The 24,348-nt window shown below is 62.8% G+C and carries 20 protein-coding genes and 1 tRNA gene; 12 read left to right on the forward strand and 9 right to left on the reverse strand.

The window, feature by feature from the left end; all coding sequences use genetic code 11:
• The first annotated feature begins 26 nt into the window (after positions 1-26).
• The 4 genes from ACWTU9_RS01240 (at position 27) to ACWTU9_RS01255 (ending at position 4,922) form a co-directional block, all read left to right on the forward strand.
• Positions 27-1,124, forward strand: a complete 1,098-nt coding sequence (locus tag ACWTU9_RS01240) for a microcin C ABC transporter permease YejB (protein WP_454588125.1) — start codon at positions 27-29, stop codon at positions 1,122-1,124.
• Positions 1,124-2,263, forward strand: coding sequence for an ABC transporter permease (locus tag ACWTU9_RS01245; RefSeq protein WP_455856735.1), 1,140 nt, complete (start codon positions 1,124-1,126; stop codon positions 2,261-2,263). Before ACWTU9_RS01240 ends, ACWTU9_RS01245 begins: the two co-directional genes overlap by 1 nt.
• The gene (locus ACWTU9_RS01250; protein ID WP_455856736.1) at positions 2,260-3,888 is read left to right on the forward strand and encodes an ABC transporter ATP-binding protein; all 1,629 of its coding nucleotides are present in this window, start codon (positions 2,260-2,262) and stop codon (positions 3,886-3,888) included. The genes ACWTU9_RS01245 and ACWTU9_RS01250 overlap by 4 nt, the downstream gene beginning before the upstream one ends.
• A gap of 92 nt (positions 3,889-3,980) precedes the next feature.
• Positions 3,981-4,922, forward strand: coding sequence for a 2-hydroxyacid dehydrogenase (locus tag ACWTU9_RS01255; RefSeq protein ID WP_455856737.1), 942 nt, complete (start codon positions 3,981-3,983; stop codon positions 4,920-4,922).
• A gap of 15 nt (positions 4,923-4,937) precedes the next feature.
• On the opposite strand, the gene ACWTU9_RS01260 is transcribed toward ACWTU9_RS01255, so the two are convergent.
• Complete coding sequence (locus tag ACWTU9_RS01260; protein WP_455856738.1) at positions 4,938-5,297, reverse strand: hypothetical protein; 360 nt, start codon at positions 5,295-5,297, stop codon at positions 4,938-4,940.
• A gap of 106 nt (positions 5,298-5,403) precedes the next feature.
• Positions 5,404-6,336: a methyltransferase domain-containing protein gene (locus ACWTU9_RS01265; protein WP_455856739.1), complete on the reverse strand. Its 933-nt coding sequence runs from the start codon at positions 6,334-6,336 to the stop codon at positions 5,404-5,406.
• A 105-nt stretch (positions 6,337-6,441) separates the two neighbouring features.
• On the opposite strand from ACWTU9_RS01265, the gene ACWTU9_RS01270 reads away from it, so the two are divergent.
• The gene (locus ACWTU9_RS01270) at positions 6,442-7,452 is read left to right on the forward strand and encodes a ligase-associated DNA damage response exonuclease (RefSeq protein WP_455857118.1); all 1,011 of its coding nucleotides are present in this window, start codon (positions 6,442-6,444) and stop codon (positions 7,450-7,452) included.
• Position 7,453: 1 nt separating this feature from the next.
• The gene (locus tag ACWTU9_RS01275) at positions 7,454-9,052 is read left to right on the forward strand and encodes a cisplatin damage response ATP-dependent DNA ligase (protein ID WP_455856740.1); all 1,599 of its coding nucleotides are present in this window, start codon (positions 7,454-7,456) and stop codon (positions 9,050-9,052) included.
• Between the two features lie 105 nt (positions 9,053-9,157).
• Here ACWTU9_RS01275 and ACWTU9_RS01280 read toward each other — a convergent pair whose 3' ends face one another.
• Together ACWTU9_RS01280 and ACWTU9_RS01285 are read right to left on the reverse strand one after the other, a co-directional pair.
• Positions 9,158-10,351: a hypothetical protein gene (locus ACWTU9_RS01280; RefSeq protein WP_455856741.1), complete on the reverse strand. Its 1,194-nt coding sequence runs from the start codon at positions 10,349-10,351 to the stop codon at positions 9,158-9,160.
• A gap of 58 nt (positions 10,352-10,409) precedes the next feature.
• Positions 10,410-10,577, reverse strand: coding sequence for a hypothetical protein (locus ACWTU9_RS01285; protein ID WP_455856742.1), 168 nt, complete (start codon positions 10,575-10,577; stop codon positions 10,410-10,412).
• A 127-nt stretch (positions 10,578-10,704) separates the two neighbouring features.
• On the opposite strand from ACWTU9_RS01285, the gene ACWTU9_RS01290 reads away from it, so the two are divergent.
• The 5 genes from ACWTU9_RS01290 (at position 10,705) to ACWTU9_RS01310 (ending at position 16,496) form a co-directional block, all read left to right on the forward strand.
• Positions 10,705-10,780 (forward strand) — tRNA-Thr (locus ACWTU9_RS01290).
• Between the two features lie 592 nt (positions 10,781-11,372).
• Entirely contained in the window at positions 11,373-12,548 is a 1,176-nt protein-coding gene (locus ACWTU9_RS01295) for an acyltransferase family protein (RefSeq protein WP_455856743.1), read from the forward strand.
• Positions 12,545-13,657 (forward strand): glycosyltransferase family 2 protein, encoded by a 1,113-nt coding sequence (locus tag ACWTU9_RS01300; protein ID WP_455856744.1) that lies wholly within the window; start codon positions 12,545-12,547, stop codon positions 13,655-13,657. Before ACWTU9_RS01295 ends, ACWTU9_RS01300 begins: the two co-directional genes overlap by 4 nt.
• Entirely contained in the window at positions 13,654-14,700 is a 1,047-nt protein-coding gene (locus ACWTU9_RS01305; RefSeq protein ID WP_455856745.1) for a glycosyltransferase family 2 protein, read from the forward strand. The genes ACWTU9_RS01300 and ACWTU9_RS01305 overlap by 4 nt, the downstream gene beginning before the upstream one ends.
• Positions 14,700-16,496 carry an ABC transporter ATP-binding protein gene (locus tag ACWTU9_RS01310; protein ID WP_455856746.1) on the forward strand — a complete coding sequence of 599 codons (1,797 nt, stop codon included), beginning with the start codon at positions 14,700-14,702 and terminating at the stop codon, positions 16,494-16,496. The genes ACWTU9_RS01305 and ACWTU9_RS01310 overlap by 1 nt, the downstream gene beginning before the upstream one ends.
• Before the next feature lie 121 nt (positions 16,497-16,617).
• On the opposite strand, the gene ACWTU9_RS01315 is transcribed toward ACWTU9_RS01310, so the two are convergent.
• From ACWTU9_RS01315 to ACWTU9_RS01335, 5 genes are read right to left on the reverse strand one after another with little or no spacing between them, the layout of a single operon-like run.
• Positions 16,618-17,448, reverse strand: a complete 831-nt coding sequence (locus ACWTU9_RS01315; RefSeq protein WP_454576648.1) for a dipeptide ABC transporter ATP-binding protein — start codon at positions 17,446-17,448, stop codon at positions 16,618-16,620.
• Positions 17,448-18,293, reverse strand: coding sequence for an ABC transporter ATP-binding protein (locus ACWTU9_RS01320; protein ID WP_455856747.1), 846 nt, complete (start codon positions 18,291-18,293; stop codon positions 17,448-17,450). Before ACWTU9_RS01320 ends, ACWTU9_RS01315 begins: the two co-directional genes overlap by 1 nt.
• Positions 18,293-19,177 (reverse strand): ABC transporter permease subunit, encoded by an 885-nt coding sequence (locus ACWTU9_RS01325; protein WP_455857119.1) that lies wholly within the window; start codon positions 19,175-19,177, stop codon positions 18,293-18,295. The genes ACWTU9_RS01320 and ACWTU9_RS01325 overlap by 1 nt, the downstream gene beginning before the upstream one ends.
• 26 nt (positions 19,178-19,203) lie before the next feature.
• A complete protein-coding gene (locus tag ACWTU9_RS01330) occupies positions 19,204-20,211 on the reverse strand; it encodes an ABC transporter permease subunit (RefSeq protein WP_025583791.1) in 1,008 nt (335 codons plus the stop codon).
• Between the two features lie 47 nt (positions 20,212-20,258).
• Positions 20,259-21,857 (reverse strand): ABC transporter substrate-binding protein, encoded by a 1,599-nt coding sequence (locus ACWTU9_RS01335; protein ID WP_454588139.1) that lies wholly within the window; start codon positions 21,855-21,857, stop codon positions 20,259-20,261.
• Between the two features lie 479 nt (positions 21,858-22,336).
• Here ACWTU9_RS01335 and ACWTU9_RS01340 point away from each other — a divergent pair, with 479 nt between their 5' ends.
• Complete coding sequence (locus tag ACWTU9_RS01340) at positions 22,337-24,328, forward strand: long-chain-fatty-acid--CoA ligase (RefSeq protein WP_455856748.1); 1,992 nt, start codon at positions 22,337-22,339, stop codon at positions 24,326-24,328.
• Positions 24,329-24,348 lie beyond the last annotated feature (20 nt).

The following is a 24,348-nucleotide window of genomic DNA, read 5'->3' on the forward strand; positions in this document are numbered from 1 at the left end:
ACCGTTCGCGCAGGATTGGCGGCCTGATGGGAGCCTACATACTGCGACGCATCCTGCTGATGATCCCGACCCTGTTCGGCATCATGGCGGTCGCTTTCGTCGTCACTCAATTCGCACCGGGCGGACCGGTCGAGCAGGTCATCGCCAGCCTGACCAACCAGGGCGGCAGCGACCGCCTCGGCAGCGGCGGCGGCGATGCCGGCGGCGGCGGCAATTTCGATGTGGCCGGCGACACCGGTTCGAAATATCGCGGCGCGCAAGGGCTCGATCCAGAATTCATCAAGAAGCTGGAAAAGCAGTTCGGCTTCGACAAACCGCCGCTCGAACGCTTCGGCATGATGATTTGGAACTATGCCCGCTTCGATTTCGGCGACAGCTATTTCCGTGACATCTCGGTGCTCAACTTGATCCTGGAGAAAATGCCGGTATCGATTTCGCTCGGGCTGTGGATCACGCTGCTGTCCTACCTGATCTCGATCCCGCTTGGCATTCGCAAGGCGGTCAAGGACGGCTCTGCCTTCGACGTCTGGACCAGCGGCGTGATCATCGTCGGCTACGCCATACCGGCTTTCCTGTTCGGCATAATGCTGATGGTGCTTTTCGCTGGCGGCTCGTTCTGGGACTGGTTCCCCCTGCGCGGCATCGTGTCGGATAACTGGGACCAGCTTTCGTGGCCGGACAAGATCGTCGACTATTTCTGGCACATGACCTTGCCGCTGACGGCGCTGGTGCTGTCGGCCTTTGCCACGACGACGCTGCTGACCAAGAACTCCTTCCTGGAAGAGATCCGCAAGCAGTATGTGGTGACGGCCCGGGCCAAGGGCCTGTCGGAGCGGCGGGTGCTTTACGGACATGTGTTCCGCAACGCCATGCTGATCGTCATTGCCGGCTTTCCCGCTGCCTTCATCTCGGCCTTCTTCACCGGCTCGCTTTTGATCGAGAACATCTTTTCTCTCGACGGTCTCGGGCTGCTCGGCTTCAGGTCGGTGTTGGCGCGCGACTATCCGGTCGTGTTCGCCAACCTCTATATATTTTCGCTGCTTGGCCTGTTCGTGACGCTGCTGTCCGACCTGATCTACACATGGGTCGATCCGCGCATCGATTTCGAGCGGAGAGACGTCTGATGACGCAGGCCGCAGCCGAGACGACACCGACAAGGATCGCGCGGCCCTGGCTGTCGCCGCTCAACAAGCGGCGCTGGCAGAACTTCAAGGCTAACCGGCGCGGCTACTGGTCGTTGTGGATATTCCTCGCCCTGTTCGTGCTGTCGCTGTTTGCCGAACTGATCGCCAACGACAGGCCGATCGTCGCCTACTACAAGGGCGAGATCCTGTTCCCGGTGGCGGTCGCCTACCCCGAAGAAAAATTCGGCGGTTTCTACGCCGTCACCGACTATCGCGACCCGGTCATCCGCGACGAGATCAACGCCAATGGCTGGATGATCTGGCCGCCGATCCGCTATTCCTATCGCACCGTCAACAATGCGATCCCCGACGCCGCTCCGGCAAAACCGTCATGGGAATACGACGCGCAGAAGCGATGCAGCCAGTATCCGCAGGGCGCCACCGATCCTGACTGCATTGTCGGCAACTGGAACTGGCTGGGCACTGACGATCAGGCGCGCGACGTGCTGGCGCGCATCATCTACGGGTTCAGGATTTCCGTGCTGTTCGGACTGATCCTGACCGCGGGCTCGTCGGTGATCGGCGTCGCGGCCGGCGCGCTGCAAGGCTATTTCGGCGGCTGGACCGACCTCCTGTTTCAGCGCTTCATCGAAATCTGGTCGGCGATACCGCTGCTCTATCTCCTGCTCATCGTCGCCGCCATCCTGCCGCCGGGCTTCTTCATCCTGCTCGGGCTGATGCTGCTGTTTTCCTGGACGTCGCTGGTCAGCGTGGTGCGCGCCGAATTCCTGCGTGCCCGCAACTTCGAATATGTCAACGCCGCCCGCGCGCTTGGCGTGTCCAACCGCACAATCATGCTGCGCCATCTTCTGCCAAACGCCATGGTGGCAACGCTGACCTTTATGCCTTTCCTTGTCAGCGCCTCGATTTCGACGCTGACCTCGCTCGACTATCTCGGCTTCGGCCTGCCGCCAGGCACCGCGTCGCTTGGCGAATTGCTCAAACAGGCACAGAGCAATCTCAATGCTCCCTGGCTTGGCATATCGGGCTTCGTCGTCATCTCGCTGATGCTGTCGTTGCTGGTCTTCATCGGCGAAGCGACGCGCGATGCGTTCGATCCGCGCAAGGCGTTCCGATGAGCGAGCTCCTGCTCTCCGTCCGCGATCTCAGTGTCGTCTTCACCCAAAGCGGCAACCAGTCGACAGCCGTCGACCACATTTCCTTCGACCTCGCCAAAGGCGAGACGGTGGCGCTGGTCGGCGAATCCGGCTCGGGCAAATCGGTCTCGGCGCTGTCGGTGCTGAAGCTCTTGCCCTATCCGACGGCCAACCACCCCTCGGGCAGGATCCTGTTCCAGGGCGCCGATCTGCTGGCCATGAACGAAAAGCAGCTGCGCAGCGTGCGCGGCAACAAGATCACCATGATCTTCCAGGAGCCGATGACCTCGCTCAATCCGCTGCACACGATCGAGCAGCAGATCGTCGAGATCCTGGCGCTGCACCAGGGCATGGGCGACCGCCAGGCCAAGGCGCGCACGCTGGCGTTGCTCAACGAGGTCGGCATTCGCGAGCCGGAAAAACGCCTCGACGCCTATCCGCACCAGCTGTCCGGCGGCCAACGCCAACGCGTCATGATCGCCATGGCGCTGGCCAATGAGCCCGAACTGCTGATCGCCGACGAACCGACGACGGCGCTGGACGTCACCGTGCAGGCACAGATCCTCGAATTGCTGGCGGGACTGAAGAGCCGCAAAGGCATGTCTATGCTGTTCATCACCCATGATCTCGGCATCGTCAGGAAGATCGCCGACCGGGTCTGCGTGATGACCAAAGGCAAGATCGTCGAGACCGGGCCGACGAAGGAGATCTTCGCCAACCCGCAGCACGCCTATACCAAGCACCTCCTGGCGGCCGAGCCGAAAGGCAGGCCGCCGGCCGCCAACGACGCCGCCAAGCCGGTGATGACCGGCAAGGACATCAAGGTCTGGTTTCCGATCAAGAAGGGGTTCTTCCGCACCACCGTCGACAATGTGAAGGCGGTGGACGGCATCGACGTCACCGTGCGCGCCGGCCAGACGCTGGGCGTGGTTGGCGAATCCGGTTCCGGCAAGACGACGCTCGGCCTTGCGCTGGCGCGGATGATCTCGTCGACCGGCACGATCCAGTTCAACGGCAGCGACATCAACCAGCTTTCCTTCAACGCCATGCGACCGCTGCGGCGCGAACTGCAGATCGTCTTCCAGGATCCGTTCGGCTCGCTCAGCCCACGCATGTCGGTGTCGGAGATCATCGAGGAAGGGCTGAAAATCCACGAGCCGAAGCTGTCGCCCGACCAGCGCGACGACAAGGTGGTCGCCGTGCTGAAAGAGGTCGGGCTCGACCCAGCCACACGCAACCGCTATCCGCATGAATTCTCCGGCGGCCAGCGCCAGCGCGTCGCCATTGCGCGCGCTATGGTGCTCAATCCGCGCTTCGTCATGCTGGACGAGCCGACGTCGGCGCTCGACATGAGCGTGCAGGCGCAAGTGGTCGACCTCTTGCGCAATCTGCAAGCCAAGCATGACCTTGCCTATCTGTTCATCAGCCACGATCTGAAGGTCATTCGCGCCCTTGCCAACGACGTCATCGTCATGCGCAATGGCAGGATCGTCGAAGCCGGCCCGTCCGAACAGATTTTCGAACGGCCGCAGACCGATTATACCAAAGCGCTGATCTCGGCCGCGTTCAGGATCGAGACGGCGCCGGTCGGCATCGTCAGCGAATAGATATCTTTTTTAACGCAATTCCGGACGGAAAACCGCTTCACACTTTTCCTGGAATTGCTCAGGCCGGACTAACAGGGAAGAAAAATCCGCAAATGGAAAAAGGCAAAATCCTGCTTGCCGTCACCGGCTTTCATCCGCAGCGCTGGCGCGAGCTGCTGTCGGCCGAGCGCGAGGTGGTGCTGGAGCCGGACGGCGCTTCGGACCCGTCGATCACCTATGCGGTGGTTTGGAAGCAGAAGCCGAACCTTCTGAAGTCGCTGCCCAATCTGCGCGCCATCTTCTCGATCGGCGCCGGCGTCGACCACATCTTCGCCGATCCCGGCCTGCCCGACGTGCCGATCGTCAAGATCGTCGCCGACAATCTCACCGAGCACATGACCGAATATGTCGTCTGGCGGGTGCTCGATCACCACCGCCAGGGCATGCTCTACCGCGCGCAGCAATCGAAAAAGTCCTGGCACGAGCCGCCGCAGCGGCCGGCAAGCGACATTTCGGTCGGCATTATGGGGCTCGGCAATCTCGGCCGCGCGGCGGCGTCGGTGCTGTTGTCAATGGGCTTTGCCGTCAATGGCTGGTCGCGCAGCGACAGGGTCATGAAAGGGGTTTCGACCTATGCCGGAGAGGTCGGGCTGATCCCCTTCCTCAACGCCACCGACATATTGGTGGTGCTGTTGCCACTGACGCCGGACACGCAAGGCATCATCAATTACGGCGTGCTGAAGGAATTGCGCAAGCGCAACGGTCTCGGCGGCTCGGTGCTGATCAATGCCGGACGCGGCCGGCTGCAGAAGGACGCCGACATTTTGCGCGCGCTCGACGACGGCACGTTGAAGGAAGCGAGTCTCGACGTGTTCGAGGTCGAGCCGCTGCCGAAGACAAGCCCGCTCTGGGGCCACCCCAAGGTGTTCGTGACGCCGCATGCGGCGGCAACCTCGGACCCTGTCCACCTGGCACCGATCATGCTGCGCCAGATGGATGCTTTCGAGCGCGGCGAAACGCTTGACAATCTGGTGGACCGCAAGGCGGGCTATTGAGGCCGGCACGCCGGTTCAACCCGGCAGAGCGAACTTCTTCTGCTTGTTGGGCTTGCCGCAGTCGCGACGTTCCATCGAGCGGTTCATGGCGTCGATCTTCCCGCTGGCCATGTCAGTGTCGCGTTTGCTCTTGGAGCGGACGTCCGGCGTGAACGGGCCGAAGCCCATGGCCGGATTGGAGAAGCTCGGCTTGGCGGTCGTCGACAGGTTGTATTGCTGTGCCAGCCCGTTGCGCTCAGCCAGCAATTGATCGCAAGGCACGCTGTCATATTGCAGCGAGGACTGGACATTCGCGTCCTGCCGGTCGGACATCGAATTGCCGACGCAGCCGGCCATTGCCAGGCAAGATGCCAAGACCATCATGTTCCAGCGCATCTGTTCCTCCTCAATGCCAAACCGCGGACTTTCTCTGGGCAGCTATCCTATCTGATGCCGCGCCAGCCGCAAAAATCCTAGTCACATTTTCGAACAGGACGAGACATCAGCCCTCGGACCAAGGCATCGCCAGCACGGCCAGTCCATCGACCGGCTCACGCCGGTCCCAGCGAATGACGGTCGGCTGCATCGACAGCACCGACAGGCCGCTGTCGGCAATCACACGTTCGACATAGGCTTGGGAATGGGCGTAGCGGCGCGATGGCCGCAGCGCAAAACTGGCTTCGCCGGCCGCCTCGCCTTCGGCCGGCGTCTCGACGGAAAAGGCAAACAGGCCATTGCCGGCCAGAATGCCGGCGACGGTCTCCATCACGCCATCGAGGGCGCCGACATAGATGAACACGTCGGCCGCCACCACCAGATCGGCTTTCGGACCGGTATAGGCAAAATGCTGCAGATCGGCCTTGGCGAGCAGGTCGTAGACGCCCTTGGCGCGGGCCTTCATCAGCATGGCGGCGGAGATGTCGTAGCCCTCCAGCCGGTCGGCGATCGGCCGCAGTCTTTCGCCCATCAGGCCGGTGCCGCAGCCGAGGTCGAGAGCCAGCGAAAAGCGGCCGGACCTCGCCGCTCGAATGGCGCGATCGAGAAACTCCGGCAGCCGGTAGCCGAGCTTGTCGACCAGCTCACCCTCGAAGCTTTCGGCATAGTGGTCGAACAGCGTTTCGACGAAGGCGCTGGGCGGTGCCGCGGCGGCCGGCGCCTCGCCGATCAGCTGCAGCTTCAGCACCGCACCCAGGCGATCCGCCGGGTCCAGTTTCAGCGCCATCGCCCAGGCCTGCGCCGCGAGGTCGAGACGCTCGGTCGTTTCCTGCATCTCGCCGAGGCGAAACCAGCCCGCCGCCCATTGCGGCGCCAGTTCCAGCGCGCCGAGCAGCAATTCCGCAGCGGCCGCTGGGTCACCCGAGCCGAAAAGCATCTCAGCATAGTCGGCACGGCGGTCGGCGGTCAGGTCGCCGGACGAGGTTTTCAGCGTTTGCATGGCGATAGGCCCGCCGGCTGATGCGGCCGGTGGCTGGCTGTAGGACGAGTCAGCAGTCTCTTGCAACAGGCTTCCCGCGCCGGAATTAGCCACTATCTTGACGGGATGCGTGCCAGCGACCTGCTTCACCCCCGGCCCGAAGGCCTTTATTGCCCGCCCGGCGACTTCTTCATCGACCCGGTGCGGCCGGTCAACCGGGCACTGATCACGCACGGCCATTCCGACCATGCCCGCTCCGGCCATCGCTCGGTGCTGGCCACGCAACAGACGCTCGACATTATGGGATTGCGTTACGGCGAGGATTTTGCCGGGACGACGCAAGCGGCGACGCTCGGCGAAGCGATGGCGCTGAACGATGTCACCGTCGTCTTTCATCCAGCCGGCCATGTGCTGGGCTCGGCGCAAATCGCGGTCGAGCACAGGGACAAACGCATCGTCGCTTCCGGTGACTACAAGCGCCAGCAGGATGCGACCTGCGCGCTGTTCGAGCCGGTCAAATGCGACGTGTTCATCACCGAAGCGACCTTCGGCCTGCCGGTGTTTCGCCATCCGCCCGACACGGAAGAGATCGCCCGCCTGCTCAAATCGGCGGCGCAGTTTCCCGAGCGCTCGCATCTGGTCGGCGCCTATGCGCTGGGCAAGGCGCAGCGGGTGATGCGGCTATTGCGCGATGCCGGCTACGACAGGCCGATCTATATCCACGGTGCGCTGGCCAAACTCAGCGAGTACTATCAAAGCCAGGGCATCGACCTCGGCACTCTGGAGCCGGCGACCGTCGACAGCGGCGGCAAGCAGGATTTCACTGGGGCCATCGTCGTCGGCCCGCCATCGGCCTTCGCCGACCGCTGGGCGCGGCGCTTTCCCGACCCGATCTCGTGCTTCGCCTCGGGGTGGATGCGCATCCGCCAGCGCGCCAAGCAAGGCGGCGTCGAACTGCCGCTGATCATTTCCGACCATGCCGACTGGGACGAACTGACCGCCACCATCAAGGAGACGGGTGCGGGCGAAATCTGGGTCACGCATGGCCGCGAGGAAGCGCTGGTGCGCTGGTGCGAACTGGAAGGCATCGCCGCGCGGCCGCTGCATCTGGTCGGCTATGAGGACGAGGGCGATTGAGTTGAACCGCTTCGCCGAACTCCTCGACCGCCTGGTGCTGACGCCGTCGCGCAACGGCAAGCTGACGCTGCTTACCGATTATTTCCGCAGTGTCGAGGACCCCGATCGCGGCCTGGCGCTGGCGGCGATCACCGGCGATCTCAACATCGCCGCGATCAAGCCGGCCATGCTGCGCACGCTGGTCACCGAGCGCATGGACCCGGTGCTGTTCGGCTATTCCTACGACTATGTCGGCGACCTCGCCGAAACCGTGTCGCTGGTCTGGCCGCAAACGCCGGGGCATATCCCCAACCGGGAGCCGACGCTTGGCGATGTGGTGGCGAAGTTGCAGGCGGCAAGCCGCTCCGATGGGCCGAAGGTGCTGGCCGGGCTGCTCGACAGTGCCGGCATCTCGGCGCGCTTTGCCATCATCAAGCTGGTCACCGGTGGCCTGCGCATTGGGGTTTCGGCGCGACTGGCCAAACAGGCGCTGGCCGATTTCGGCAAGGTCGATGTCGCCGAGATCGAGGAGTTGTGGCACGGGCTGACGCCGCCCTACATCTCGTTGTTCGCCTGGCTGGAAGGCAAGGCCGAAAAGCCGCAGCGCACGGCGCTCGCCCTGTTCAGCCCGGTGATGCTGTCGAACCCGGTCGGCGACGGCGACCTCGAAAAACTCGATCCCGCCGACTACGCCGCGGAATGGAAATGGGACGGCATCCGCGTCCAGGCGGTGTGCGAGGGCGGCGTGCGCCGGCTCTATTCGCGCACCGGCGACGATGTCTCCGGCGCCTTTCCGGATCTCGCCGAAGCGATGAATTTTTCCGCCGCCCTTGACGGCGAATTGCTGGTCGGCGAGCCTGCTGCGACCGGCACGTTTTCAGACCTGCAGCAGCGGCTGAACCGCAAGAGCGTGACGCCGAAGATCCGGCAGCAATACCCGGCCTTCATGCGCTGCTACGATGTGTTGCAGATCGATGGCGAGGATTTGCGCGCGCTGCCGTTCCGCGAGCGGCGGGCTCGTCTGGCGGCCTTCATCAAAACACTCGACCCCAGCCGTTTCGATCTGTCGCCGCTGGTCGACTTCGCCGACTGGCAGGCGCTGGAAGAACTGCGCCGTGCGCCGCCGCATCCGATCATCGAAGGTGTGATGCTGAAGCGTTGGGATTCGCCCTATCTCGCCGGGAGGCCGAAAGGCCCGTGGTTCAAGTGGAAGCGCGATCCGCACACGGTCGATGCGGTGCTGATGTATGCGCAACGCGGCCACGGCAAGCGCTCCAGCTTCTACTCGGACTATACGTTCGGCGTTTGGGCGGGGCCTGAAGGCGCGGAGGAACTGGTACCGGTCGGCAAGGCCTATTTCGGCTTCACCGATGAGGAGTTGAAGCAGATCGACAAATATGTCCGGGATAACACGGTCGAGCGTTTCGGCCCTGTGCGCTCGGTGCGCGCCGACCGCAGCCAAGGCCTGGTGCTGGAGGTGGCGTTCGAAGGCCTGAACCGTTCGACCCGGCACAAATCGGGCGTCGCGATGCGCTTTCCCCGCATTTCACGGTTGCGCTGGGACAAGCCGACAGCCGAAGCCGACCGCATCGAGACGCTGCAGGCGCTGCTGGATCGCTAGAGCGATTCACCGTTTCACCAATGATGGCAAGCCGCGATCTTTTTCCTTGCGCAATTCCGGACGGAAGACGGCGCACACTTTTCCTGGAATTGGTCCAGGCAGCGATTACGGTTCGATCGAGACGCGGATCTCGTAGATATCGACCGCCTTGCCCTGCTTGTCGAAGTCGGAGTTGATGGCGATGCTGCCGGCCGCACCCGGGGGTTTGTCGGGGAACTTCACGTCGAACAGATATTCGTTGCGCTGCTGGCCGACCGCATAGCGCTTGCGGCCGCAATCGCCGAGATCGCCGAAATTGCAGTCGATGGAGATCTGCGTGTCCTTGCCGTCCTCGGCGCGGGCGACGATGTCGAAGACGGCATGCTTGCCGGCAAGCTTCTCGAGCACGCCCTGCCCGACATCGAAGCTGATGGCCGAGCCGGAAGCGCCGGAACGGATGCGCAGGAAGGAGCCGGTATCGTCCTGCACGACATCGGCCTTGGCGTCGGAGGGCGTCGCCACATGCGTCGGATCGGTGGGCGTAAACACGTTGATCCAGTCACGCGTCTCTTCGGCCGCACCAGGCTGTTGCGGCACGCCAGGCTGCTGCGGTGCGTTGGTATCGGCGGGCGGCGTGAAATCATCATCGTCGACCGTCGGCGGCGCCTCAGGCGGGGCCGTGTCGAGCTGCGCCGGCGTCTTGAAGACGCCAGTCTGGACGGCGAAATAGAGGCCGATGCCGGCGGCGGCGAGCAGCGTCACGCCGAAGAAGATCGCCGTCAGCGGCAGGCGGCGGCCCCTTATCCGCCTTTCGTCGCGGTCAGGCGCCACTTCCGTCGCGACCTCGGCCGGCGTGGAATCAGCCATATCGATCGCTGGGGCGCCAGGCAGCGTGGCGTCGGGCATGATGTCGGGGACGACCGGCAGGACGCGCGAGCGCGGCGCGTCGGATGCGTCAGGCTGCACGGGTCCGTCAACGACGATCGCGGGCGATGGCCCTGCTGCGACGCCTGTCGGGGCGTCGATTGCGGGCGCTTCGGTGGCGCCTGGCGCCTGTGTGGCATCTTGCGTCTGCGCAGCGTCTTGCGTCTGCGCGGCGACATCAGGAACCGCCGGCAGGAATTCGGATTCGATCTCGGTGATCTTTTCCTGCACCGCCTTGCGGCGTTTGATGGCGGCTTCCACCGTCACACCGGGATTGGCCTGGAGGACGCGGTCAAGCGCCGCAAAGGCCGATCGATAGACCCTCTCGCGAAACGCCCGGTCCTCGGCATTGCCTTTCTCGAAGGCGTTGCGGATCGCTTTTTCGATCGCGTCCAAGCGAATTTCCCCTGTCCGTTCGCTCACATTGCCATGATCGTTAGCCGCAGGCGACCAATCAATCAACGGGCGAGCATCCGCATTCTGCCTTGGCCGGGCATCGAAAGCCAGTTTCGCGGGTTTTTGACAATAAAATCAGCTTGTTTCCACCATCTTCCCGGGCAATTGCGCGCAGACCGCCGAGATACCCCCGCGCCATTGAAAACCGAAACGAGACGTAGCTCATTCCCACGCCAGCGGGAAATGCCGGGACGAATTGCCAGATACCGCCTTGAAATCGCGGGTGCCCATCTTGAATTAGCGGCCGGTTGAGTCTATCACCCAGCCGATCTTGGAAGCCTCGCGCTTCTCGGGCCGCTTTAGCTCAGTTGGTAGAGCACATCATTCGTAATGATGGGGTCAGGTGTTCGAGTCACCTAAGCGGCACCAGTTCTCCATTCGACGCAACCGCGCGGCGGCCGGCTCGACCGTCGGTCATGTTGCATTGCGCAAAATTGCGGGTTTCGATTTTTGTCGATTATTCGACAATATAAACATTGATTATAAAATACACTACCTACAATCTTGATCTACCTCATTAAATCTCCGATGATAATCAGACGCTCTCGGTTCGAATTATGCAACTAAATCGCATCTTTCCCGATACGGTACAACTCATCCGATAGCGTGGCGCGCGAGGGAAAACCGTCAGCGACGCAACGCATCTGCAAATCATATCCATTTTTAACGTTCAAACACATAAACATTACAGTGCGATAGATATTTTGTGTTGCACCGCACCATTGCCCGACTGCACCATTTCCCGGGGGGATTCGATACCAGAGACGTGCGCCGTGGAGGATTCCGCCAAGTTGACCAGCTTGAGTTTTTCGCTGGCCACTACCGATTTCGAAGCTGCCTCGCGCACCAGGCGCGGGTTTGCGGTTGTCGGCGCACGCTCAACCTTGGCAGGCCTCGACCTGAGGCCTGGAATACCGGGCCGTCGGCTTCATCGGAGATATCAGACCGGCGGAAATGGCTGATGGCGGTCGCGCGTGACAATCAGCTGGACGCGCTGCGCGCCATCGCTGTCACGATGGTTCTCTATTCTCATTTTCTGGCACCCAACGGGTCCTCCTTTTGGGGCCATATCGGCGTGCGGCTGTTCTTCGTGCTGAGCGGCTTCCTGATCACCCGACTGCTGCTCGAAGCCCGCGCCGCAGCCGAATTCGAAGCCGGCCCTGCATTGAAATCGTTCTACATCAGGCGCGCGCTGCGCATATTCCCGCCCTATTTTGCCGTTCTGGGGTTCGTCTCGCTGACCGATCTGGACCAGTCCAGAGGGTCGCTCGTCTGGCATGCGCTCTACCTGTCGAATTTCTGGTACGCGCTGCGCAATGAATGGACGCCCTGGCTACTCTGCCATTTCTGGAGCTTGAGCATCGAGGAGCAGTTCTATATCGCCTGGCCGCTGGTGGTGCTTCTCGCACCGCGCCGACGCGTGGAAGCGATCACTATCGGCGTCATCCTGTTGTCGCTGGCCTATCGCTTCTACTGGCCGATCACCGCCACCCCGGCGCTGGCGCGCGACCTGCTGCCGCCTGCATCGATGGATGCGCTGGCGCTGGGTGCTTTGCTTGCCTGCCGGCGGACCAGAGGCGTTGGCCTGCCGCAATGGATGCGGCTAGGCTGGCCAGCCCTTGCGGCCATCTTCCTGGCGATTGAGTGGCTTGTCCCGGCGCCGGCCGATCCCATGCTGGAATGGGCCCGCTGGGCGCTGCTGCAGATCCTGCCCCTGGTGCCGCTGGTGGCCGTTGTGGCCGCCTGTTCAGCAGGCCTTGGCGGCGCCATGGGCAGGGTTTTCGAACTGCCGCCGCTGCTGTCACTGGGCCGCATCAGCTACGGCGTCTATCTCTACCATCCGATCCTCCTGTCGCTCGCCGTCAAGTCGCAGCCCTGGATTCCGCTCAATGTCTCGGAGCAGGGGCCAGGACGGTTCCTGGTCGCGAGCGCCGCCACGATCGCCGTTGCTTCGATCTCGTGGACGGTTTTCGAAAGGCCGCTCAACGGCCTCAAGCGCCGCTTCCCCTATGTCGCTCGCCGCCGGTCCCAGGCACACGTTGGCGATGCGGGCTGGCTCGGCAGGGCGGCGGACGCCTATGCCAGCCCCGATGGCCGCGCCGCGCTCGATCTCCCGCGAACGGATGCGCACAGATGACCGCCGCGCCGCTCGTCTCCGTCCTGCTGCCGGTCTACAATGCAGGGCCTTATCTCGCCGCTGCACTGGGGAGCATTCTGCGGCAAGACTACGATCGCCTCGAGGTCATCGCTATCGATGACGGGTCGACTGACAATTCGCTCGAGATCCTCGAACGGTACCGTCGGGCCGACAATCGCGTTTCTGTCATCTCACGGGAAAACCGCGGCCTCGTCGCCACCCTCAATGAAGGGCTGCGACTGGCCCAGGGCGAGCTGGTTGCGCGAATGGATGCGGACGATGTCGCTTATCCCTGGCGTCTCACGCGCCAGGTCGCACTGTTCGAGCGGCGGCCCGAGCTCGGCTTCTGTGGCGCCTGCGTCGATACCTTGCTTCACGGCCGTATCGCCAAGGGCAGGCTCGACCCGGTGTTCCGGTTCGGCCGGCTCGATATTTTGTCGATGTTCTTCACGATATTCATGCATCCGACGGTGGTCTACAACAGAAAGGTCATAGGGAACGACGATCTCTATTACGATCCCAGATACAGGCACGCCGAGGATTTCGATCTCTTCAGGCGGCTTGCTGGCCGTTTCCCGGCGACGATGTCGCCCGATAACCTGCTCATCTATCGCATCCATCCGGGAAGCGTGACCATGCGGCATGCCAAGGAAATGCGCAGGACGCATTTGCGGATCGTTGCCGAAAATCTCGAGCGTGAAGGGCTCGCGGAAGCCACCACGGATCTGCGCGACATCGGCGAGGCCGTCTCTTTCGACACGGTTGCGCGCGCAGCCGATTTCATCCGTGCGCTGGAAGAGCGGATTTCCACGCTGCCGGCCGGCACGCGGCCAATCTTCGAGGCCGGCGCGCTGAACCTGTTCTATTTCCTCTACCAGCTCGTCAGCGACGAAGGAGAACCGCCGCTGACGCACGAGTTGCTCACGCGGACAGCGAGGTGGAACTTCATCCGGCGCCGCGAAAAATATGCGCTGCGTCCCGGCGTCTGGGCGCCCTGGCTCAGCCTGGCCTCGATAGCGGCCGGAAAGCGGGCGGACGCGGTGGAGTACTTCTTTAAAACCACACCGGCCGAAACGGTGCTTGCGCGTTATCAGCGGGGACAGGTATGAACGACAGGCCCCACCCGCTCCTGCGCGAGCACCCGTTTGCGAGCGCGCCCGTGCCGACAGCTCCGCGATCGGAGCGGCCGTCGCTCGAGGTCAGCTTCATCGTCTGCACGCGCGACCGAGCCGCTGTGCTGGAGGCCTGCATAGCGTCGATCCAGGCCGCATGCCGGGCGCACGCCGCCTTCGCGGCCGAGTTGGTGGTGGTCGACAATGGTTCACGGGACGGCACGGCAAAGCGGCTGGCCGGTATCGCCGAAGCATCAGACATCCCAGTCACAGCCGTCTCGGAGCCGCGCCCCGGACTGGCCACTGCCCGCAATGCCGGTTTGGCGCGAGCGCGAGGCCGCGTGCTGGTGTTCATCGACGATGACTGCAAGCTCGATCGCGACTATCTCCGCGACCTCGAGCGGCACTATCGGAGCGGCGAGAAGTGGCTGATCCGCGGCGGCCGCGTCGAGCTCGGCGATGCCCGGGACCTGCCCTTCACCATCAAGCGCTGCGAGGCGCGCGAACGGCTGACCCCGGCGGTCCACCCGGGCGGCTTCGTGCTTGGCTGCAACATGACCATGCACCGCGACGTCGCGGCCCGTATCGGGTCGTTCGACGAACGCTTCGGCGCTGGTGGCCCGCTACGCTCGGCCGAGGATACGGATTATCTCGTGCGGGCGATGCTGCTCGGCATGCCGGTCGAGTATGTGCCCGACATGACGGTCCTGCATCATCACGGCCGGCGAGACCGCAAATCGATCGACAGGCTGCACCGCGACTATAGCCTCGGTAATGGTGCGCTGTGCCTGAAACATGTCCGCCACGCCCCTTGGCTGCTTCGCCATGTCTATTGGTCCGCGCGGGCCGCGTTCAAGGAGCTGGCGGGCCGTCCTCGCTTCGACCGCGACCTCGATCTGTCGCACTGGCCTATTGTCGTCATGAATCTGGCAGGTGCCGCCAGATTTGCGCTGCTGGTCATGATGGGATTGCCAAAACGGCAGCCGCTGCGCCAGGAACAGAAAGCCGGCGAAGCCAATGCGGAGGCCAGAGCGCGATAATGTCGCTGATTCCGCTAGGCCTGCCGATGCTGCGCCGCGCGCTTGGTGGCAGGCTGTTGCGGCTCGTTCCCGTCGTAGTGGGGCTCGGGCTTGCGGGCGCCGCACTGGAAGGCCTCGGCATCGGCCTCATCATTCCGCTGCTCGGCATCATTATGGGGCATGGCGAAACGTCAGGCATGGCCGGTTTCTCCGCCCTCCTCCAGCAGATTGGAGCGAGCCTCGGCGAACGCGAGCGGCTGATCGCCATTTCAGCCGCGATCCTCGGTTCGATCGTGCTGAAGAATGTCTTTGCCTTCGCCAACACGCTGCTGACCAGCTTCATCTACGGCAAGGCAGGTTATTCGATCCGCAGCGCATTGTCGGAGCAGTTGCTCAGGGTCGGCTACCCCTTTTTCCTGCAGCAAAGCCCCGGACGGCTGCTCAACATCATCTCCAACGAATCCTGGCGAGCGTCCGACGCTATCCAGGCCCTGCTCGGCGCGATCGTCAGCGCCTCGGCCGCCGTCATCCTGCTCACCTTCCTCCTGCTCCTGTCCTGGCAGATGACGCTGCTGGTGACGCTGGGGCTGGCGCTTGTCCAGCTGGCGCACGGGATTTTGTCGTCCAGTCTGAAGGCGCCGAGCCGCAGCGTCGTCTCGCGCAACAGTGCACTCGCTTCGCAAATGCTGCATCTGGTGCATGCTGGGCGCCTGATCCGCATCTTCGGGCAGGAGAGCCGCGAAAAGGCGATTTTCGCCAAAGCATCCGACGGGGTGCGGCGGGCGGCTTTCGTGCTTTCAATCCGCCAGGGCGTCTTGCCGCCACTGACCGAGGTGCTGCACGCGATGCTGTTCCTGGCGGTGGTGATCGGAGCCTGGCTGGCGAACATAAGCTTCCCGCTGACCGTCGCCTTCCTCATCCTGCTCTACCGACTGCAGCCTCATATGCGCGCCTTGCAAATGTCGTGGAGTCAGCTGCAAGGCATGAGCGGCTCGCTGGAGGAGGTGCAATGGCTGCTCGATCCTTCCGACAAGCCCGAGGCGCCGCAGGGCAGCCTGCCGTTCGACGGCTTGCGCCAAGGGATCACGTTCGATGATGTGAGCTTCGCCTATTCCGGTGCCCTGTCCGGCCCCGACGCGCGCGAGGCGGTGCTGCATCAGGCCGTGTTCGACATCCGCAGCGGCCGCTCGACGGCGCTGATCGGCCGCTCGGGCGCCGGCAAGACGACGATCGTCAATCTCCTGTGCCGCTTCGTCAACCCCGATAGCGGCAGAATCCTCGTCGATGGGGCACCGCTCGATGAAATCGACCCAAGCCAGTGGCGGCGGAACATTGCCTTGGCCAGCCAGGAACTGGAATTGGTCGACGGGACCATTTTTGAAAACATTGTCTACGGCCACGACACCGCATCGGCCAGCGACGCCATGCGGGCCGCAAGGCTGGCCGAGGCACATGAATTCATCGAGCACCTGCCGCGCGGCTACGCGACACTTGTCGGATACCGGGGCATCAACCTGTCAGCCGGACAAAGGCAAAGGATCGCACTGGCGCGGGCGCTGGTGCGCGATCCCGATGTCCTCATCCTCGACGAAGCCACGAGTGCGGTGGATGGGCTGTCGGAAGCCGCTATTGTCGAGACGCTGAAGTCGCGGGCCGGCCGCCGCACCACCATTGTCATCAGCCATCACCACAGCACCATTTCGTTCTGCGACGACGTGGTGATCTTGAGCCGCGGCCGGGTGAAGAAACAGGCCCCCTTCGCAACGCTGGCAAAGCTCAGCATGGACGAGCTCTACCAGCACGGAGCGGGTGAGTGATGGGGCGCACCTGAATCTGCGACGCGGCTTGTGCCCGGCAGTTCCCGGATTGCGATCGATCCTGCCGGCAAAACACCGCCGCGACGCATTTCCGATTGTGCAAAAGCAATTGCCAGGGTGGTCAGGCGGCCTTCTTCTTCGCCAGCCTTGCCTTGATCGAGGCGACGTCGGCACGCGGCGTCGCGGCGAAAAGCGTCCTCGTATAGCTGTGCTTGGGGTCGGCAAAGACCTCTTCGCGCGAGCCGTATTCGACGGCTTCGCCGAAATACATCACCATCACATCGTCGGCGATGTAGCGGACGACGGACAGATCGTGGCTGATGAAGACATAGGTCAGCTGGAATTCGTCCTGCAGGTCGGCGAGCAGATTGAGCACCTGCGCCTGCACCGACAGATCGAGCGCGGAGACCGGCTCGTCGAGGACCAGCAGGCTCGGATTCAACATCAGCGCGCGGGCGATGGCGATGCGCTGGCGCTGGCCGCCGGAGAACATGTGCGGGTAGCGGTTGTAATGTTCAGTTCCGAGGCCGACCTTCTTCAGCATCTTCATGGCCAGGTCGCGCCGCTCTTCGGCCGGCTTATCGGTATTGATTAGCAGAGGTTCACCCAGCACATCGCCGATCTTCTGGCGCGGATTGAGCGAGCCGTAAGGGTTCTGGAAGACGATCTGCACCTTGCGGCGCATCTCCTTGGTCAGGCCGTTCCTGGCGATATCGACCTTGTTGCCGTCGATGAACAGCTCTCCGGAGGTCGCCGGGTCGATCAGCGTGATGATGCGCGCCAGCGTGGACTTGCCGCAGCCGCTTTCACCGACGATGGCCAGCGTCTTGCCCTTGTCGACACTGAACGAAACGCCCTTGACCGCGTGCACGGTGCGCGCGCCACGAAACAGTCCACCGCCGACGTGATAGTCGCGCTTGATGTTCTTGCCTTCGACGACCTTGATGCTCATCAGGCGACTCCGGCGGCCGGTTCGAACAGCATGTCGGAGACGGTCGGCAGGCGGTCGCCGACGGCGTTGTCCGGCAGCGCCGAAAGGAGAGCGCGCGTGTAGTTGCTCTTTGGCGATTCAAACAGCGACAGCACGTCGGCCTCTTCCATCTTGCGGCCCTTGTACTGGACGATGACGCGATCGGCGGTCTCGGCCACCACGCCCATATTGTGGGTGATCATGATCAGGCCCATGCCATATTTGACCTGCAGCGAGACCAGCAGATCGAGGATCTGCTTCTGGATGGTGACATCGAGCGCGGTCGTCGGCTCGTCGGCGATCAGAAGCTTTGGATTGCAGGCGATGGCGATGGCGATCATGACGCGCTGGCACTGGCCGCCCGACATCTGGTGCGGGAACGAGTTCAGCCGTTCGGCCGGCTCGGCAATGCCGACCTGCGTCAGCAGCTCGATTGCCCGCTCGCGGCGCTGGGCCTTGTCCATGCCCATATGGAAGCGCAGCACTTCCTCGATCTGGAAGCCAACCGTGAAGCAGGGATTGAGGCTGGCCATCGGCTCCTGGAAGATCATCGACATGTCCTTGCCGACGATCTTGCGCCGCTCGGCCGGACTGAGCTTCAGCAGGTCGCGGCCGTTGAAGCTCATCTCGTCGGCAGTGACCGTCGCGGTCCACGGCAACAGGCCCATCACCGCCAGCATCGACACCGATTTGCCGGAGCCGGATTCGCCGACGATGGCCAGCACTTCCCGTTCGTTGACATGCAGCGAGACGCCGTCGACCGCGCGGAACGGGCCGGATGCGGTCTGGAACTCGACGACGAGATTGCGGATGGTGAGCAGCGCCATCACGACCTCCTCAGCTTCGGATCGAGCGCATCGCGCAGGCCGTCGCCGACCAGGTTGATGGCCAGAACGGTGATCAGGATGGCGAGGCCAGGGAAGGTCACCACCCACCAGGCGCGCAGGATGAATTCACGCGCCGAGGCGAGCATGGTTCCCCATTCCGGCGTCGGCGGCTGGGCGCCGAGGCCGAGGAAGCCGAGAGCGGCCGCCTCGAGGATGGCGTTGGAGAAGGACAGCGTGCCCTGGACGATCAGCGGCGCAAGGCAGTTGGGCAGGATGGTGCGCAGCATCAGCCGGATATGTCCCGCGCCGGCAACCTTGGCGGCGACCACATATTCACGGCTCTTTTCGGCCATGACAGCGGCGCGCACCAGACGCGCGAAATGCGGCTGCAGGACAAGCGCAATGGCCAGCATGGCGTTGAACAGGCCGGGGCCGAGGATGGTGACCAGAACCAGCGCCAAAAGCAACGACGGGAAGGACAGGATCAAATCCATGACGCGCATGATCGCCACGTCGACCCAGCCGCGGAAATAGCCGGCCAGCAGGCCGAGCATGATGCCGCCGGTAAGTGCCAGCGTGACGACGACGGCGCCGATCAGCAGCGAGAAACGCGCGCCATAGAGCAGGCGCGAGAGCATGTCGCGGCCGACCGCGTCGGTGCCGAGCAGATATTCGGCGCTGCCGCCTGCCTGCCAGGAGGGCGGCCGCAGGAAAGCGGTCTTGTCCTGAATGTCGGGCGCATAGGGCGCCAGCAGCGGCGCAAAGAGCGCGGCCAGCACCAGCAGGATGAAGACGAACAGGCCGATGACGGCGCCGCGGTTCACCGAGAAATAGTGCCAGAAGGTCCTGAAGCCGGTCAGGCGATCAGGATTGCCGGCGGCCATCGGGGCGATTTCGGTCGACTGGCTCATCACGCTGCCCTGATGCGCGGGTTGATGACGGCATAAAGCACGTCGACGATCAGGTTCACGGCCATGACGATAAGGGCGATCAAGAGCAAGCCCGACTGCACGACGACATAGTCGCGCTTGGATATGGAATCGACCATCCACTTGCCGATGCCCGGCCAGGCGAAGATGGTTTCGGTGAGAATGGCGCCGGCGAGCAGCGTACTGACCTGCAGGCCGATGGTGGTGACCACCGGGATGAGCGCATTGCGCAGCGCGTGCACGCCGATGACGCGGGACGACGACAACCCCTTGGCGCGCGCGGTCCGCACATAGTCCTCGCCCAGCACTTCGAGCATGGCCGAGCGTGTCTGGCGGGCGATCACCGCCAGCGGGATGGTGCCGAGCACAATTGTCGGCAGCACCAGATGGCTCAATGCCGAACGGAAAGCATCCCATTTGCCGTAGAGCAGGCTGTCGAGGGTCAGGAAGCCGGTGATCGGCTTGATGAAGAACTGCAGGCCGATGCGGCCGGAAACCGGGGTCCAGCCGAGATAGCCGGAGAAAAAGATGATCAGCAGCAGGCCCCACCAGAAGATCGGCATGGAATAGCCGACAAGGGCCGTGCCCATCAGCCCCTGGTCGAACCAGGAGCCGCGCTTGACCGCGGCGAAGATGCCCGCGGGAATGCCCAGCAGCATGGCGAAGATCATGGCGAAGACAGAGAGCTCAATGGTTGCCGGGAAGAGCGTCATAAAATCTTCGATGACCGGGCGCTTGGACGAGATCGAGACGCCGAAATTACCGGTCGCGGCATCGCGGACATAATGCGCGTATTGCTGCCAGATCGGCAGATTGTAGCCGAACTGTTCCTTCAGTTCCGCGTAGCGCTCGGGCGACACGCCATGCTCGCCGGCCATGGCCAGGATGGGATCGCCGGGCAGCAGCCTGACGAAAGCGAAGGCACAGATGGTGATGCCGATCAGCGTCGGGAGCACCAAGACGATTTTGTTGAGGAGATATCGGAGCATCTTGAAAAGGGGGCGGCGCTTGATTGCGCGCCGCCCGCCTAACAGTTCTATTCGGCCTTGTCGACGCCGTCGAAGCGATGAATACCGAGCGGGTCCATCATGTAACCGCTGACATTCTTGCGCACGACTGCGTAAACCTGGCTGTGTGCCATGAGGAAGGCCGGAGCCTGCTTGGCAAAGACCACCTGCGCCTGCTCATAGAGCTTGGTGCGTTCGGCCTGGTCGCTGGTCTTCTTGGCCTTCTGGATCAGGTCCTCGAAGTCCTTGTCGCACCAGCTGGAGTAGTTCGACACGCCGATGGCCGAGCAGGCGAACAGCGTGGCGAAGAAGTTGTCCGGATCGCCATTGTCACCGGTCCAGCCGATCTGGAAGGCGCCGGGGCGTTCCTTCTTCTTGCCTTCCTCCCGGTACTTCGTCCACTCGTAGCTGACGATCTCCGCCTTGACGCCGACCTTGGCCCAGTCGGCCTGGATCAGTTCGGCGGCGCGCTGGAAGTTCGGGTTGTAGGGACGGACGCGATCGGAGGCCCAGAGCTGGATCTCCTTCAGCCCGGCATCGGCCAGCACCTTCTTGGCCGCTTCCGGATCATAGGCGTCGGACTTCACGTCCTTGTCCCACGACCACATGGTCGGCGGGATCAGGTTTTCGGCCGGCGTGGCGCCGGCGTCCTGGAACAGCGACTTGATGAGCGATGCCCGGTCGATCGCCTGGTTGAGTGCGTGGCGCACCTCAGGCTTGTCGAGTGGCGGGATGGTGGTGTTGTAGCTCATATAGCCGATGTTCAGGCCGGCCTGATCCATCAGGGTCACGTCGGCGTTGGCCTTGATCGTGCCGATGTCGGCAGGATTCGGATAGGGCGCGATGTCGCATTCGCCGGCAAGCACCTTCTGGATGCGGGCGGTGGCGTCCGGCGTGATGGCGAAGACGAGATCGTCGATCTTTTCCTTGCCCTTGAAGTAATCCGGGTTGGCCGCATAGCGGATGACCGAATCCAGCTGGTAGTCGACGAACTGGAACGGACCGGTGCCGATCGGCTTGGTCGAGAAGTCGGCCATCTTGCCGTCTTTTTCCAGCTGGTCGGCATATTCCTTCGACACGATCGAGGCGAAGTCCATGCCGAGATTGGCAAGCATCGGCGCATTCGGCTCGGTCAGCGTCAGCTTGACGGTCAGGTCATCGACCTTTTCCCACTTGGCGACGTATTTCGGCATGTCCATGCCGGTGTAGTAATCCCAGGTCAGGTTCGGCAGGTATTTTTCGCCGTTCCAGGGATTTTCCTTGTTGAACTGGCGATCGAAGGAAAAGACGACGTCGTCTGCATTGAAGTCACGCGTCGGCTTGAAGAAATCCGTGGTCTGGAACTTCACGCCCGGATGCAGGTGAAAAGTATAGACCAGGCCGTCGTCGGAGATTTCCCACTTGTCGGCAAGACCGGGCTCGATCTCGGTGCCGCCATGCTTGAATTCGACCAGGCGCGAATAGACGGTACGCGACGAGGCATCGAAGTCGTTGCCGCCCGTCGTGGTACCCGGGTCGAAGTTGGCCGGCGAGGCCTCCGAGCAGTAAACCAGCGTCTTGGCATTGGCCACGCCGCCGAGGACGCTTGCAGCCAGCAACGCGGCTGCAAAAGTCAGTTTCTTTTTCATTGAGCACTCCCTGATGTTCTTCCAAGCCCCTCTAGCAGGCTCGCGAAGCGCGCATATAAGCACCGTTTTTCGGGCTTTGGAACACCCTGTTTGCCTACCCCACCGTAAGCAGAAAATATTTCTCGGCTTTTGCTCGATTTCAGAAAGAAATAGCAAAATCTGCTAATCACGAGATTGTTAACGACCGCATTTTTTCATTGATTGCCGGTATCGTGAGCACAAATATCCACAGGCTCAGGTTTCGCAGCCGACATGACAGGATGCCGTTTCCGGAGCCGGCGTCGCGAGAAGGATTTCGGCCGTAAATCTTTGCCGTCCTGCCGTTGGGGCAAGACTTGCACGGCCGCCGATAGTCGCAATAGATAGATGATACGCCGGATTTCCCGGGAATCCGCGACATCGCTGCAGCGGAGGACGCCTCACTATATTAAGGCGATGCAGCATGGAGCAGGCAACAGAACGACTGAGGGAGGCTAGAGGTGGCAAAAGCAACAAAGACAACGGCCCCTGCGAAAGCAAAAGCAAGGACTGCTTCAAAGCCGACCGCTGCTGCCGCCAAGCCGAAAGCGCCTTCGGTCAAAGCCGCTCCCGCCGCCAAGCCAAAGGCAGCCAGCGCGCCAGCGAAGACTGCCGCGAAAGCCACGGCCAAGCCGGCTGGTAGAAAGACGGCAAAGCCCGCAGCCGCCAAGCCGGCGACAAAGACAGCGGCGACGAAGCCAGCGCCCAAGCCGGCAGCGGTAAAGCCGGCGCCGAGCCCGGCGAAAAAACTGCCGAAGACGCTGACGGCGCTTGCCGCTGGGCTACCGGAGAAGCCGTGGCTCAAAAGCTACTCGAAAGTCGTGCCGGCCGAGATCGGCACCCTGCCCTACGGTTCGATCGGCGACTTCCTGGTTGGCGCCTGCAAGCAGTTTTCCGGCCAGCCGGCTTTCGTTTGCATGGGCAAGTCGATCTCCTACGCCGAACTCGAGCGGCAATCGGCTGCCTTCGGCGCCTATCTGCAATCGAAGGGCCTGCAGAAGGGCGCCCGCGTGGCGATGATGATGCCAAACGTGCTGCAGTATCCGGTGGCGATGATGGCCGTGCTTCGCGCCGGCTATGTCGTGGTGAACGTCAATCCGCTCTACACGCCGCGCGAACTGGAGCACCAGCTCAAGGATTCCGGTGCACAGGCGATCGTCATTCTCGAGAACTTCGCCAGCACGCTGGACGCGGTAATTGCCAGGACGGATGTCAAGCATGTGGTGGTCGCGGCGATGGGCGACATGCTCGGGGGCCTCAAGGGCGCGATCGTCAACCTCGTCGTGCGCCGGGTGAAGAAGATGGTGCCGGCCTGGTCGCTGCCCGGCCATGTCAAGTTCAATGCGGCCGTGAAGGCCGGCGCTGGTATCGCCTTCAAGCCGGCCAAGATGGGAGCGAGCGACGTCGCCTTCCTGCAATATACCGGCGGCACCACCGGGATTTCCAAGGGCGCCGTGCTGCTGCACTCCAACGTGCTGTCCAATGTCGCGCAGAATACGCTGTGGCTGCAGGACGCCTACGCGATCAAGCCGAAACCGGCGCATCTCAACTTCATCTGCGCGCTGCCGCTCTACCATATATTCGCGCTGACGGTGAATGCGCTGATGGGGATGCAACAGGGCGCCCAGAACGTGCTCATTCCCAACCCGCGCGATATTCCCGGCTTCGTCAAGGAGCTGCAGAAATATCCGGCGCACATTTTCCCCGGCCTCAACACGCTGTTCAATGCGCTGCTCAACAATGAGGACTTCCGCAAGCTCGACTTCAAACCGCTGATCCTGACGCTGGGCGGCGGCATGGCGGTGCAGAAGGGCGTCGCCGAGCGCTGGAAGGCGCTGACCGGCAACTCGATCACCGAAGGTTACGGCCTTTCGGAGACGTCGCCGGTAGCCACCGCCAACAAGTTCAGCGACGGCAATTTCACCGGCACGATCGGCCTGCCTTTGCCGTCGACAGAGATCGCCATCCGCGACGATGACGGCAACAACCTGCCGCTTGGCGAGGTCGGCGAGATCTGCATCCGCGGGCCGCAGGTGATGGCCGGCTACTGGAACCGGCCGGACGAGACCGCCAAGGTGATGACCAAGGACGGTTACTTCAAATCCGGCGACATGGGCTTCATGGACGAGCGCGGCTACACCAAGATCGTCGACCGCAAGAAGGACATGATCCTGGTCTCCGGTTTCAACGTCTATCCGAACGAACTCGAGGAAGTCGTCGCCCAGCATCCGGGCGTGCTCGAAGTGGCGGCGATCGGCGTGCCGGACGAGCATTCCGGCGAAGTGCCAAAACTGTTCATCGTCAAGAAGGATCCGGCGCTGACCGTCGAGGCGATCACCGCCTATTGCCGCGAAAACCTGACCGGCTACAAGCGGCCGAAATACATCGAGTTCAGGACCGAACTGCCGAAGACGCCGGTGGGCAAGATCCTGCGCCGGGCGTTGCGGGAATAGTGGGGGATTTGCATGACGGC

It is taken from the genome of Mesorhizobium sp. 128a (assembly GCF_053848025.1).

Coding starts and splice junctions, on each gene's coding strand:
- ACWTU9_RS01240 (WP_454588125.1), top strand. CDS start 27: ATGGGAGCCTACATACTGCGACGCATCCTGCTGATGATCCCGACCCTG.
- ACWTU9_RS01245 (WP_455856735.1), top strand. CDS start 1,124: ATGACGCAGGCCGCAGCCGAGACGACACCGACAAGGATCGCGCGGCCC.
- ACWTU9_RS01250 (WP_455856736.1), top strand. CDS start 2,260: ATGAGCGAGCTCCTGCTCTCCGTCCGCGATCTCAGTGTCGTCTTCACC.
- ACWTU9_RS01255 (WP_455856737.1), top strand. CDS start 3,981: ATGGAAAAAGGCAAAATCCTGCTTGCCGTCACCGGCTTTCATCCGCAG.
- ACWTU9_RS01260 (WP_455856738.1), bottom strand. CDS start 5,297: ATGCGCTGGAACATGATGGTCTTGGCATCTTGCCTGGCAATGGCCGGC.
- ACWTU9_RS01265 (WP_455856739.1), bottom strand. CDS start 6,336: ATGCAAACGCTGAAAACCTCGTCCGGCGACCTGACCGCCGACCGCCGT.
- ACWTU9_RS01270 (WP_455857118.1), top strand. CDS start 6,442: ATGCGTGCCAGCGACCTGCTTCACCCCCGGCCCGAAGGCCTTTATTGC.
- ACWTU9_RS01285 (WP_455856742.1), bottom strand. CDS start 10,577: ATGAGCTACGTCTCGTTTCGGTTTTCAATGGCGCGGGGGTATCTCGGC.
- ACWTU9_RS01295 (WP_455856743.1), top strand. CDS start 11,373: ATGGCGGTCGCGCGTGACAATCAGCTGGACGCGCTGCGCGCCATCGCT.
- ACWTU9_RS01300 (WP_455856744.1), top strand. CDS start 12,545: ATGACCGCCGCGCCGCTCGTCTCCGTCCTGCTGCCGGTCTACAATGCA.
- ACWTU9_RS01305 (WP_455856745.1), top strand. CDS start 13,654: ATGAACGACAGGCCCCACCCGCTCCTGCGCGAGCACCCGTTTGCGAGC.
- ACWTU9_RS01310 (WP_455856746.1), top strand. CDS start 14,700: ATGTCGCTGATTCCGCTAGGCCTGCCGATGCTGCGCCGCGCGCTTGGT.
- ACWTU9_RS01315 (WP_454576648.1), bottom strand. CDS start 17,448: ATGAGCATCAAGGTCGTCGAAGGCAAGAACATCAAGCGCGACTATCAC.
- ACWTU9_RS01320 (WP_455856747.1), bottom strand. CDS start 18,293: ATGGCGCTGCTCACCATCCGCAATCTCGTCGTCGAGTTCCAGACCGCA.
- ACWTU9_RS01325 (WP_455857119.1), bottom strand. CDS start 19,177: ATGGCCGCCGGCAATCCTGATCGCCTGACCGGCTTCAGGACCTTCTGG.
- ACWTU9_RS01330 (WP_025583791.1), bottom strand. CDS start 20,211: ATGCTCCGATATCTCCTCAACAAAATCGTCTTGGTGCTCCCGACGCTG.
- ACWTU9_RS01335 (WP_454588139.1), bottom strand. CDS start 21,857: ATGAAAAAGAAACTGACTTTTGCAGCCGCGTTGCTGGCTGCAAGCGTC.